Raw genomic sequence first — 12,452 nt, 5'->3', positions numbered from 1 at the left:
TTGGCGCGCCCGGCCGACGCAGGCGGCAAGCGCGGCCGCACCCGCCGCGCTGCCCGGCATGGCCGGGGGCGTCGGCGTGCAGCGGCGTTCCGGCCCGCTACCTCGCGCGCGGCAACGCGACGCGGACAGCGGGCGCGCTGGTGGCCCAGCTTCCGGCGGCCCGAGTGCCAAGCCACCCACCGCACTTCCCCACCGGCCCACCCCAACCGGGCCCGCCTCCGGCCTCCCCTCCGGCCTGTCCCGCCCCTCAGTCCTCCCAGCCCTCCGGCTTCCCGGACTGCTCGTTGGGCGCGATGACCAAGAACGGCACCCCCTGGTCATCCATTACCCGCACCTGCCGCCCGTAAGGCGAATCGAACGGCTGGTCCAGCACACGCCCACCCAGCTCGGCCACCTTCGCCGCGCTCGCGTCCGCGTCCGCCACCGAGAAGTACGTCGACCAGTTCGACGGGACCTCCGCCGGTACCGAGTCCGGCAGCGCGCCCAATCCGCCGACCGGGCGGCCGTCGACCAGCAGGACCGCGTACGTGAAGTCGTCGTTCGACAGGTCCTGGAAGCCGTAGCCGAACACCTGCTCGTAGAACGCCTTCGCCGCCGGGTAGTCGCGGCTCATGCACTCGTTCCACGCCAGCGTGCCCGGGGCCGCCGTCACCTGCGTGCCCAGGTGGTGGCCCGGCTCCCACAGCCCGAACACCGCGCCCGCGGGGTCGGCCGCCACCGCCATCCGGCCTTCCTTCAGCACTTCCATGACCGGCATCACGATCTGGCCGCCCGCTTCGGTGATCGACGCGGCCGTCTTGTCCACGTCGGACACCGACAGGTACGTCGTCCACACCGGAGGCAGGTTCTGTCCCGGCGGGATCTGGCCGATGCCGGCGACCGGCCGGCCGCGCAGCTCCGCCATGCCGTAGAAGCCGGTCTCCTCACCGCCCGTCCGCACGTCCCAGCCGAACAGGCCGCTGTAGAACGCGACCGCTTTCGCCTGATCGGGCACCATCAGGTCCACCCAGCTGGGCGTGCCGTCAGGCCACCGCTCGTCCCGGAACAACATGTCGACTCCCAACCCTCGTCCGCGCCGCCTCGGGTGACGGCCGACACAGTCTGGCACCCACCACCGACAAAACCAGGGCCGAAGGACTCTCAACGCCCGATGAGGTGGGCGTACACCACGATGTTGTCGACGTAGTTGTGCGCGCTCCGGTCGAAGACGCCGCCGCAGGTGATCAGCCGCAGTTCGGGGCCGGCGGTGTCGTCGTAGACGCCTTCCTTCTCGAACTCCTGCTTCGGCACCTGGTGCACCTTCGTCACCTCGAACAGCGCCGTCGTGCCGTCCGCACGGGCGATCGAGACGCGGTCGCCCGCGGTCAGTTCCTTGAGCCGGAAGAAGATGCCCTTCTGGTGGTTGCCGTCGACGTGCCCGAGCACGATCGCCGGGCCGACCTCGCCCGGCGTCGGCGCGTACGTGTACCAGCCCGCCTGCAGCGGCGTCGTCACCGGCGGCACCTGGATCGTGTTGTCCGCGTTGACGCCCAGCGGGACCAGCGACGAGTGCGCGCCGATCTTCGGGATGTCGATCGACACCGGGTCGGACTTGGGCAGCGCGGCAACGGCGCCGGCGCCGGCCGAAGCGGGCTCCGGGTTCACCGCGACCGGCTGCGCGGGCGGTGGTTGCGCGGTCGTCGGCTCGGGGCCGCCGCCGAGCGTCAGCGCCAGCACCACCAACGCGGCCAGCAACGCCACGATCAGCGCGATCAGGTAACCCCGGCTACCGGTGGTCCTCGTGGTCATGTGCTCCCCCCTCGTGCTGGTACACGTCCGGGCGGCCCGATCGGTTGGGCCGCCCGGACGCTACCCCCTCCCCGGGTCAGCGGCGCCGGGCCCGCCGGGCCAGCACGAGACCACCGCCGCCGACCGCGAGCACGCCCATGGCCGCCGCGGCCGCCAGCGGGCCGGAGCCGTCGGACGGCCCGTCGGTGCCGCCGGTCTGCGGCGCGCCCGCCGGCACCTTGGTGACCTGCTTCGCGGCCGAGGCACCCAGCACGGTGAACTTCGCGGTGATCTCCGCGCCACCGCAGGAGAACGACACCGGGTACACGCCCGGCTTGACCTGCTTCACGACGGCCGTCGTGACGGCGGCCGGCGCGACCGCGGGGTCGTTCTGCGGGCCGGTGCGGCGCAATGTGCCGATCGTGAGCGCCGGCGACGTCAGGCCCTGCGTGCTCTCGGCGGCGCAGCCGAGGCGGATCTCCACCTTCCCGCCCGGGCGTGCGACCTTCGGCAGCACGCGGAGGTACGCCTTCGGCACCCCCGCCTGCTCCGAGGCGGGTTCCGGCGTCGCGGACGGCGTCGTGCTCGCGAGCGCCGCACCGGGCGCGAGGACGAGGAAAGCCGCGGCGGCACCCGCGACGACAGCGGTCTTCTTCATTCTTTTCTCCCCTGTGGAATGATTCGGCACGGCAATTCCTCCGGCGCCGGTCGCAGTTCCCCCTGCCTCGGCGTCGTCCGCTTGCCTATACCCCCTAAGACGTCCCTACCTGCGACAGGTTGCGCCCGCGGAAACAAAACCGCCCCGGAGCCGAAGCTCCGGGGCGATTCCGCGCGAAAGGACAATCAGCCGGCCATGCTGCCGTCGCCGGCTTTCGCGGCGCCGGACGGCACTTTCGAAACCTGCGGCGCGGGCACGGTGAACTGCGTGCGGTAGGTCTGGTCGCCGCAGGTGACGGTCAGCGGGTACGTCCCGGCTCCGATACCCGGCTTGAGGGCGGCGTCGGCGCTGATGTTCGCGTCGGTGCCCATGAACGGGCCCGGCGTGTAGTTGGAGAACGTCAGCGCGGGCGAGGAGAACGCGGGCGAGGCGCCTTCACACTTCGCGAGCGCGACGTTCGGCGCGTCGCGGACGTACTTGTCCACGAGGGTCTGGTTGATCGCGGTGTTGACGTTGAGCTGGACGCTGCCCTTGGCCGGAGCGCCGCTCGGCGCCGGAGCCGTGCTCTGCTGCGCCGAGGCAGGCCCCGCCAGCGTCGTCGCCCCGATCACCGCTGCCACAACGAAAACCACCGTCTTGCGCACCTTCGCACCCTTCGCGTCCTTCAGCCGTACAACCGACAAGACGCGACGGGGCGCGACGGGTTGCCTACTGATTCAGTCCAGATCGTCGTGGCGCATGAGCTGGCGCCCGGCCTCGGTGATCGAGCCCGACAGCGAAGGGTAGACCGAAAACGTCAGTGCCAGGTGGTCCACGGTGAGCTGGTTCTGGACGGCGAGCGCGATGGGGAGGATGAGCTCGCTCGCCTGCGGCGCCACGACGACGCCACCGACGACCACGCCGGTGGCGGGGCGGCAGAACAGCTTCACGAAGCCTCGGCGGAGGCCCTCCATCTTCGCGCGCGCGTTGGTGGCCAAGGGCAGCATGATGGTGCGCGCGGGCACCTCGCCGGAGTCGATCGCCTGCTGGCTGATGCCGACGGTGGCGATCTCCGGGTGGGTGAACACGTTGGCGGCGACGGTCTTGAGCTTGATCGGCGCGACGCCCTCGCCCAGCGCGTGCCACATCGCGATGCGGCCCTGCATGCTCGCCACCGAGGCGAGCATGAGCACGCCGGTGCAGTCGCCGGCGGCGTAGATCCCGGGAACGGAGGTGCGCGAAACGCGGTCGACGGTGATGAACCCGCCGGGGCCGGGCGAGATGCCGACCTTGTCGAGGCCGATGTCCTTGGTGTTCGGGACCGACCCGACCGTCATCAGCGCGTGGCTGGCTTCGATCACGCGGCCGTCGGCGAGGAAGATCTCGACGCCCTTTTCGGTGCGCTCGACGCGGTCGGCGCGCGCCTGCTTCGCGACGGTCGTGCCGCGCTGCGAGAAGACCTCCTCGAGCACGGCAGCGGCGTCGGCGTCTTCGTGCGGGAGGACGCGGTCGCGGCTGGACACGACGGTGACCTTGACGCCCATCTCGGTGTAGGCGGACGCGAACTCGGCGCCGGTCACGCCCGAGCCGATCACGGCGAGGTGCTCGGGCAGCTCCTGGAGCTCGTAGAGCTGGCGCCAGTCGAGGATGCGCTCGCCGTCGGGCACCGCGCCGGGCAGGACGCGCGGGGTGGCCCCGGTGGCGATCAGCACGACGTCGGCGGGCAGCTTCTCGGTGCCCTCGGACGTCGTCACGGCGACCTTGTGGGTCGCGAGGCCGGGCTCTTCGTCGCAGAAGCGGGCTTCGCCGATGAGGACGCGGACGCCTTCGCGCTGGACGCGGGCGCGGATGTCGGCGGACTGGGCGAGCGCGAGGCCCTTCACCCGGCCGTGCACGGTCGGGAGGTCGACGCTCGTGTCGGCCAGGTCGGTGTTGATGCCGAGCTCGCCGAGGTCGTGCATCTTCGCCAGCGCGCCGGAGCTGGCGATGAACGTCTTCGAGGGGACGCAGTCGTAGAGGACGCACGCGCCGCCCAGGCCGTCCCGCTCGACGATCGTGACGTCGGCTCCGTGCTGAGCCGCGACCAGCGCGGCTTCGTAGCCGGCCGGGCCCCCGCCCATGATCACGATCCTGGTCACCTGGGTCCTCCTCGTGGCTGTCCGTGCGGTGCTCTCACCGTACGCGGCGCAGGTGTCCGGACACTGAAGTGGGCGAACACGGCGAGTGCGTCCACTCGGGTCGGCCAGGTGTCGCTACGCTGTCGGCGTGCCGTTGTATGCCGCGTACGGATCGAACATGGAGCCCGCCCAGATGCTGGAGCGCGCGCCGCACTCTCCGATGGCCGGCACCGGCTGGCTGGAGGGGTGGCGCCTGACCTTCGGCGGCGAGGACCTCGGCTGGGAAGGTGCCCTGGCGACGATCGTCGAGGACCCGGGTTCCCGGGTCTTCGTCGTGTTGTACGACGTGACGCCGCTGGACGAGACCGGGCTGGACCGCTGGGAAGGCGGCGAGCTCGGGATCCACTCGAAGATCCGGCTGCGGGTGCAGACGATGGACGGCTCGGCGCTGGCCTGGCTGTACGTCCTGGACGCCTACGAGGGCGGCCTGCCGTCGGCGCGGTACCTGGGCGTGCTGGCCGACGCCGCGGAGGCCGCCGGGGCGCCCGCGGACTACGTCGACGACCTGCGGACCCGCCCCTGTTCCGGCATCACCGGCTGACTCCACACCCTGTGGACAACTCGGCCGCCTGAGCGCTACCACGGCCCCCGGCCGGCCGGCACCGGCACCCCCGCGACCACGCCCACCCGGTCCGTCGCGCCGATTTCCCGCTGCCGCCACGCGAACCCGATTCACGTTGCCGCACAAGGAAAACCGCAGGTAGACCGGCCTCTTCGAGCCAGGCCGCCGTTCAGTCTGCCGCCATGATCGCGGGCGCGCAAAACGGCCCTCACCCGATCAGGGGAAGGGCCGGTTCACGGCCTGTGGACAACTACGAAAAGCTGTGGACAACCCCGCTCAGGCGCAGAGCCCGGCAGGTCGCGCCGGCAAGACGCGGGACCCCGCCACCCCCGCGCGCAGCAAACGTCTTGAATGACTCATTCATGTCGTCTGACGACATGAATGAGTCATTCAAGACACTCGGCGGGGCCGCCGCTCAGGCGAGGGACGTCAAAGCGGTGTGGACCAGGGCCCGGACCCCGCACAGCAGGGCTCGCTCGTCGAGCACGAAGGTCGGGCGGTGGATGTCGGACTGGGGGTCCGGCGCGCCGGGCCAGACACCCAATCGGGCGAAAGCGCCGTCGACGTGCTCCAGGTACCAGCCGAAGTCCTCGCCGCCGGAAGACTGCTCCGTCGGCGCCACCGCGCCCTCGCCCAGCGCCGCTTCCGCGCCCGCGCGCATCAGGGCCGTCGAGTCCGCATCGGACACCACCGGCGGCACGCCGCGGCGGTAGTCGAGCGAGAAGCCGACGCCGGTGGGCGCCAGCAGGGACTCCACCGACGACGCCACCAGCGGCTCCAGGGCCGTCCAGACCTCGTGGTCGGCGGTCCGCAGGGTGCCGCGCAGGACGCCGTCCTGCGGGACGGCGTTGGCCGCCTGGCCCGCGTGGACCGCGCCCCACACCAGGACCGTGCCCGAGCGCGGGTCGACCCGCCGCGAGAGCAGCGCGGGCAGCCCGGTGATCACCGTGCCCAGCGCGTGGACCAGGTCGGCCGTCAGGTGCGGCCGGGACGTGTGCCCGCCCGGCGAGGTCAGGCGCAGCTCGATCAGGTCCGCCGCCGACGTCAGGGCGCCGACGCGCATGCCGATCTTGCCGACCTCGAGCCGCGGGTCGACGTGCAGGCCGTAGATCCGCTCGACGCCGTCCAGCGCGCCGGCCGCGATCATGTCCAGCGCGCCGCCGGGCATGACCTCCTCGGCGTGCTGGAAGACCAGCCGGACGCGGCCGGGCAGCTCCGGCGCGCCGGCCAGCGCGCGGGCCGCGCCCAGCAGGATCGCCGTGTGGGCGTCGTGGCCGCACATGTGGGCCGCGCCCTCGACGGTCGACGCGTAGGGCAGCCCGGTCGCCTCGGTGAGCGGCAGCGCGTCCATGTCCGCCCGCAGCGCCACGCACCGCTCGCCGCTGCCGATGTCGCAGACGACGCCGGTGCCGCCGGGCAGCACCCACGGCTTGAGCCCGACCGAGCGCAGCAGCGTGACGACCAGTTCCGTGGTCGCGAACTCGTGCCGCGACAGCTCCGGGTGCGCGTGGATGTGCCGGCGCCAGGCGAGCACGTCGGTCGCGTTGGCGCGCAGCCAGTCGTCGAGCCAGAACGGGCCGCGGCCCGCACCAAGGTCCTCCACGGGAGCCATGCTTACGCCGGCTTCGGAAATGAGCGCTTCGGACCCCTCCATGGGGTTGATGATGCGCCCATGGGGGTCGCCTGGAACGTCCGGTCGTGAGTCCAACACCGTCACGCCGCACCTCCTCCCGCAACACGGGTAACCCGGGCAGCGGCTGGGGTCACGCAACGTGCCGATCGATCTGTCGTACGCATTTGCAGACGATCGTGCACCATGCAGGCGGCAACGCGCGCCTCGAAAACGGCCGTCCTAGATGGCCGGTACCGGATCTGCGTTGAACGGCGTGCAGTACTTCGGCACACCCGAACGCATCAGGAGCTCTTGGCCTTCTTCGAACGGATCCGCCGTCCCCAGATGACGATGCCGAGCAAAGCGACGGCGACGACGCCCGCGATCAGCTTGTTCTTCGTCTTCTCGGTGTTCGCCTTGTCGGTCTGGGCCGGGTCGAGGACCGGGCCCGGCGGCTGGGTCTGCGTCTGCGCCAGGACCGGCCCGACGGCCGCGTGCGCCACCGCCACTGCCACCGCGTTGTCCGAACGCACCGGTTCGGCGGCCGCCGGCGACGCGGTGAACAGCACCGCGCCCAGCACACCGGCCAGGACCAGACCCCGCACCTTCGCCATGTCATCCCTTCGCCACGACCAGGCATTCTGCCCGCGGACCGCCCGGGCGTCAGCCACCAGCGGGTGGATTGAACGCGTCGAGGATCCGCTGAGCACCGAGGGTAGCCGTCAGTTCACCGTCCCGCACCGCCCGTTCGACGTCGGGAACGACCGTTCGCACGTCCGGATGCGCCGCCAGGCGACTCAGCAGCTGTTCGCGAACCATCGCCCACGTCCAGTCGACCTGCTGCTGCCGGCGGCGCGCGGCCAGTTCGCCGGACGCCGTGAGCGTGTCGCGGTGCCGCTCGATCGCGCCCCAGACCTCGTCCAGCCGCAGGTTGTGCAGGCCGCTGCAGGTGAGCACGGGCGGCGTCCACGACGCTTCGGGCCCGTAGATCATCCGCAGGGCGCCGGACAGCTCCCGGGCCGCGCGTTTGGCGTCCCGTTCGTGGTCACCGTCGGCCTTGTTGACGGCGATGACGTCGGCGAGCTCCAGCACGCCCTTCTTGATGCCCTGGAGCTGGTCGCCCGTCCGCGCGAGCGTCAGGAACAGGAAGCAGTCGACCATGTTCGCGACGGTCACTTCGGACTGTCCGACCCCGACGGTCTCGACCAGGACGGTGTCGTAGCCGGCCGCTTCCATCAGCACGATCGTCTCGCGGGTCGCCCGGGCGACGCCGCCGAGCGTCCCGGACGTCGGCGACGGGCGGATGAACGCCCGTTCGTCGACCGCCAGGCGCGCCATCCGGGTCTTGTCGCCGAGGATCGAGCCGCCGGTGCGCGTCGACGACGGGTCGACCGCGAGCACGGCCACGCGGTGCCCGGCCGAGGTCAGGTCGGTGCCCAGCTGGTCGATGAATGTCGACTTGCCGACACCGGGGACGCCGGTGATGCCGATGCGCCGCGCGCCGCCGGAAGACGGCAGCAGCTCGACCAGCAGCTCCTGCGCCAGCGCCCGGTGGTCCTCCCGCTGCGACTCGACGAGCGTGATCGCCTTCGAGAGCGTCCCGCGGTCCCCCGCCAGCACGCCCTTGGCGTAGGCGGTGACGTCGATCCTGCGCGGCAAGGGTCAGGACTCCTGCGCCGTCAGCTGGCCGAGCAGGTCGATGGCGGCGTCCGCGAGCACCGTGCCGGGCCCGAAGATCGCGGCCGCGCCGGCCTCGCGCAGCGCCGGGTAGTCCTGCGGCGGGATGACCCCGCCGACGACGACCATGATGTCCTCGCGGCCCAGCTCGGCGAGCTCGTGGCGCAGCGCGGGCACCAGCGAGAGGTGGCCGGCGGCCAGCGACGAGACGCCGACGACGTGCACGTCCGCCTCGATCGCCTGCCGCGCGACCTCGGCCGGGGTGGAGAACAGCGGGCCGACGTCGACGTCGAAGCCGATGTCGGCGAAGCCGGTGGCGATCACCTTCTGGCCCCGGTCGTGGCCGTCCTGGCCCATCTTCGCGACGAGGATCCGCGGCCGGCGGCCCTCCTCCGCGGCGAACTCTTCGACCAGCGCGCGGGCCTTCTCGACGTTCTGCGACTTACCCACCTCTTCGCGGTAGACGCCGGAAATCGTCCGGATCTGCCCGGAGTGCCGGCCCCAGATCTTCTCCAGCGCGTCGGAGATCTCGCCGACCGTGGCCTTCGCGCGGGCCGCGTCGATCGCCAGCTCCAGGAGGTTGCCGCCGTTGCCGGCGCCTTCGGTGAGCCGCCGCAGCGCGTCCTCGGTCGCCTGGCCGTCCCGCTCGTCACGCAGCCGGCGCAGCTTCTCGAGCTGCTGGGTGCGGACGCCGGCGTTGTCGACCTTGAGGACTTCGATGTCCTCGTCGCTCGTGACCTGGTACTTGTTCACGCCGATGACGGGCTGGCGGCCGGAGTCGATGCGCGCCTGGGTGCGGGCGGCGGCCTCTTCGATGCGCAGCTTGGGGATGCCCGCGTCGATCGCCTTGGCCATGCCGCCGGCCTGCTCGACCTCGCTGATGTGGCCCCACGCCTTGCGCGCGAGGTCGTAGGTCAGCTTCTCGACGAACGCGCTGCCGCCCCACGGGTCGATCACGCGGGTGGTGCCGGATTCCTGCTGCAGCAGCAGCTGCGTGTTGCGGGCGATCCGCGCGGAGAAGTCGGTCGGCAGCGCCAGTGCCTCGTCGAGGGCGTTGGTGTGCAGCGACTGCGTGTGCCCCTGGGTCGCGGCCATCGCCTCGACGCAGGTGCGGACGACGTTGTTGTAGACGTCCTGCGCGGTCAGCGACCAGCCCGACGTCTGCGAGTGCGTCCGCAGCGACAAGGACTTCTGCGACTTCGGGTCGAAGCCCTTCACGAGCTTCGCCCACAGCAGGCGCGCCGCGCGCAGCTTCGCGACCTCCATGAAGAAGTTCATGCCGATCGCCCAGAAGAACGACAGCCGCGGCGCGAACTTGTCGACGCTGAGCCCCGCGTCGACGCCCGAGCGGATGTACTCGACGCCGTCGGCGAGCGTGTACGCCAGCTCCAGGTCGGCGGTCGCCCCGGCTTCCTGCATGTGGTAGCCGGAGATGGAGATCGAGTTGTACTTCGGCATGTGCTGCGAAGTGAAGGAGAAGATGTCGGAGATGATCCGCATCGACGGCTGCGGCGGGTAGATGTAGGTGTTGCGGACCATGAACTCCTTGAGGATGTCGTTCTGGATGGTCCCCGCGAGCTGCTCCGGCTTCACCCCCTGCTCCTCGGCCGCGACGACGTAGAGCGCGAGAACCGGCAGCACCGCGCCGTTCATCGTCATCGACACCGACATCTTGTCGAGCGGGATGCCGTCGAAGAGCTGGCGCATGTCGTAGATGGAGTCGATCGCGACGCCCGCCATGCCGACGTCGCCGGAGACGCGCGGGTGGTCGGAGTCGTAGCCGCGGTGGGTGGCCAGGTCGAAGGCGACCGACAGGCCCTTCTGGCCGGCGGCGAGGTTGCGCCGGTAGAAGGCGTTGGACTCCTCGGCGGTGGAGAACCCGGCGTACTGGCGGATGGTCCAGGGCTGGTTGACGTACATCGTCGGGTACGGCCCGCGCAGGAACGGCGCGATCCCGGGGTACGTGCTCAGGAAGTCCACATCGGACAGGTCGTCGGCGGTGTAGACCGGCTTGACGCCGATGCCTTCGGGCGTCTCCCAGGCCAGGGCGTCCGGGCCCTTGCCGGTGGCTTCCTGGACGGCCTTGGCCCAGGCGTCGCGGTCGGCCGGCGACGGCGTGCCGAGGTCGAGACCGGCGAAGTTCGGGATGCTCATCGCGTGACTCCCAGCTTGGCGTGGAGGCCGTTCAGGACGTCGAGGGCGTCGCAGCCGGCGAAGACGTTGCCGTCCACGCCGTCGTAGGTGCCCTTGCCCGCCAGCAGTACGTGTTCGGCGCCGAGCGACTTGGCCACTTCGGCCGCCTGGGCCGCGTAGGCGTCGTCGGTGCCGCAGAGGCAGGCGACCTTCGCGCCGGACGCGCGGAACGCGCCGGGCAGGTCGTCGGTCGCGCCCGGGTTGACGGCCTCGATCCCGCCCGCCTGGAAGAGGTTGGCGGCGAAGCCGGCCCGCGCGGTGTGCGCGGCGACCGGGCCCAGCGTGGCCAGGAAGATCTTCGGCCGTTCCCCGTGCTCGGCGAGGTACGCGTCCGACGCGTCCCTCAGGGCTTCGAAGCCCTCGGCGTACCGGTGCCGCGGCAGCCCACCGTCCACAGGGGACTCGAGCGGCGTCCGGACCACCGGTTTCTCGGTCAGGTTCGGGAACTCGCTGACGCCGGTGAGCGGGTCGCGGCGGGTGGCGATCCGCTTCGACCGCTTCTCCCACGTCTCGGCGAGCCGGCCGGCGAGTGCCCCCGAAGCGAGTTCCTCGACCAGGCCGCCCGCGCCCTCGATGGCGGTGAACTCGGCCCAGGCCGCGTGCGCGAGGTCGTCGGTGAGCTTCTCGACGTACCAGGAGCCGCCCGCCGGGTCGACCACGCCGGCCAGTTTGGACTCCTCCAGCAGCACCGCGTGGGTGTTGCGGGCGATCCGCGCGGAGAACGCGTCCGGCTTGCCGATCGCGGCGTCGAACGGCAGCACGGTGACCGCGTCCGCGCCGCCGACCCCGGCGCCGAAGCACGCGACGGTCGTGCGGAGCATGTTCACCCAGGGGTCGCGCTGGGTCAGCATCGCCGGCGACGTCACGGCGTGCTGGCGCATCGGCGAGGAGAAGCCGCACACCTCGGCGACGCGCGCCCACAAGCGGCGGGCCGCGCGCAGCTTGGCGATGGTGGAGAACTGGTCGGCGGTCGCGGCGAGCCGGAACTCGAGCTGCCCGGCCGCGGCTTCGACGTCGAGCCCCGCGTCGGTCAACGCCCGCAGGTAGGCGACGCCGGCGGCGGCCAGCGCGCCCAGCTCCTGCGCGTCCGACCCGCCCGCTTCGTGGAACGGCAGGCCGTCGGCGACGATCGTGCGCACCTTCGGGTACTTCCCGGCGACACGCGCGGCGAGCGCGGCGGCCGGTCCGAGGTCGGCGGCCGAGCCGGTGCGCGCCGCGAGCCCGATCGGGTCGGCGCCCAGCACCGCGGTGGCCTCGCTCGCCGGGATCTCGCGCTCGGCGAACAGCTCGAACAGCGCGTCCGCGGCGGCTTCGAAGTCGGCGCCCGCGTCCAGGACGACCGGCGCCAGGTCGAGGTAGACCTCGTTGAGCGCGTCGGCGAGCGACGCGGGCGGGACGGACAGCCAGATCGACGTCACGCCGCCTTCGAGGTCGGCGAGGATCGCTTGGTTGACCGCGCGGGCGTCGTCGCCGGCGAACCGGGCCCGGACGTCCCAGCCGGTGCTGACCTGGCCTTCCGGCCGCGCGCCGCGCACGTAGGGCGGCAACCCGGGGAAGCCGGCGTCGCCCGGCACGTCCTCGGCCGTGTACAGCGGCTGGATCTCGATCCCGTCGTAGGTCCGCGTGACGAGCTTGCTCTCCGGGGCGCCCGTGAAGTCCTCCGGCAGCCTGCCGCTCTTGCGCAGGACACCGGCGACGAGCTCCTGCCACTGCTCGCGCGTCGCCTGGGGGAACTCGGCCGCCAGGTCGAGTTCGGAGATCGGCACTGACTCCGGACCGGCCACTTCAGTCATACCCAGTGATGGTAGAGGCACGGGCCGCGTCCGA

At 71.8% G+C, this 12,452-nt stretch carries 11 protein-coding genes; 1 reads left to right on the top strand and 10 read right to left on the bottom strand.

What is annotated here, in order from left to right; genetic code table 11:
- Nucleotides 1-247 precede the first annotated feature (247 nt).
- The 5 genes from ABFJ78_RS29805 to ABFJ78_RS29785 form a co-directional block, all read right to left on the bottom strand.
- Nucleotides 248-1,051: a VOC family protein gene (locus ABFJ78_RS29805; RefSeq protein ID WP_436389885.1), complete on the bottom strand. Its 804-nt coding sequence runs from the start codon at nt 1,049-1,051 to the stop codon at nt 248-250.
- An 89-nt stretch (nt 1,052-1,140) separates the two neighbouring features.
- Complete coding sequence (locus ABFJ78_RS29800) at nt 1,141-1,788, bottom strand: class F sortase (RefSeq protein ID WP_436389884.1); 648 nt, start codon at nt 1,786-1,788, stop codon at nt 1,141-1,143.
- A gap of 76 nt (nt 1,789-1,864) precedes the next feature.
- Entirely contained in the window at nt 1,865-2,425 is a 561-nt protein-coding gene (locus ABFJ78_RS29795; protein ID WP_436389883.1) for a hypothetical protein, read from the bottom strand.
- A 185-nt stretch (nt 2,426-2,610) separates the two neighbouring features.
- Entirely contained in the window at nt 2,611-3,069 is a 459-nt protein-coding gene (locus ABFJ78_RS29790) for a hypothetical protein (protein ID WP_436389882.1), read from the bottom strand.
- A 72-nt stretch (nt 3,070-3,141) separates the two neighbouring features.
- On the bottom strand, nt 3,142-4,542 hold the full coding sequence (locus ABFJ78_RS29785) for an NAD(P)H-quinone dehydrogenase (protein WP_436389881.1): 1,401 nt from the start codon (nt 4,540-4,542) through the stop codon (nt 3,142-3,144).
- A gap of 127 nt (nt 4,543-4,669) precedes the next feature.
- Between ABFJ78_RS29785 and ABFJ78_RS29780 the strand changes: the two genes are divergently transcribed.
- Nucleotides 4,670-5,122, top strand: a complete 453-nt coding sequence (locus ABFJ78_RS29780; protein WP_372672076.1) for a gamma-glutamylcyclotransferase — start codon at nt 4,670-4,672, stop codon at nt 5,120-5,122.
- A 436-nt stretch (nt 5,123-5,558) separates the two neighbouring features.
- Here ABFJ78_RS29780 and ABFJ78_RS29775 read toward each other — a convergent pair whose 3' ends face one another.
- The 5 genes from ABFJ78_RS29775 to ABFJ78_RS29755 form a co-directional block, all read right to left on the bottom strand.
- The gene (locus ABFJ78_RS29775) at nt 5,559-6,860 is read right to left on the bottom strand and encodes an amidohydrolase (RefSeq protein ID WP_436389880.1); all 1,302 of its coding nucleotides are present in this window, start codon (nt 6,858-6,860) and stop codon (nt 5,559-5,561) included.
- A gap of 197 nt (nt 6,861-7,057) precedes the next feature.
- Nucleotides 7,058-7,369, bottom strand: a complete 312-nt coding sequence (locus tag ABFJ78_RS29770; RefSeq protein WP_436389879.1) for a hypothetical protein — start codon at nt 7,367-7,369, stop codon at nt 7,058-7,060.
- Nucleotides 7,370-7,418: 49 nt separating this feature from the next.
- Entirely contained in the window at nt 7,419-8,414 is a 996-nt protein-coding gene (gene meaB / locus ABFJ78_RS29765) for a methylmalonyl Co-A mutase-associated GTPase MeaB (RefSeq protein ID WP_436389878.1), read from the bottom strand.
- 3 nt (nt 8,415-8,417) lie between these two features.
- Entirely contained in the window at nt 8,418-10,586 is a 2,169-nt protein-coding gene (gene scpA, locus ABFJ78_RS29760; RefSeq protein WP_436389877.1) for a methylmalonyl-CoA mutase, read from the bottom strand.
- Nucleotides 10,583-12,418, bottom strand: a complete 1,836-nt coding sequence (locus tag ABFJ78_RS29755; RefSeq protein ID WP_436389876.1) for a methylmalonyl-CoA mutase family protein — start codon at nt 12,416-12,418, stop codon at nt 10,583-10,585. Before ABFJ78_RS29755 ends, scpA begins: the two co-directional genes overlap by 4 nt.
- Nucleotides 12,419-12,452: the final 34 nt, after the last annotated feature.

Source organism: Amycolatopsis sp. MEPSY49 (genome assembly GCF_051337345.1).
Taxonomy (GTDB): domain Bacteria; phylum Actinomycetota; class Actinomycetes; order Mycobacteriales; family Pseudonocardiaceae; genus Amycolatopsis.
Note: the sequence above shows the minus strand (reverse complement) of the source record. Positions and strands in the feature narration are given on the sequence as shown.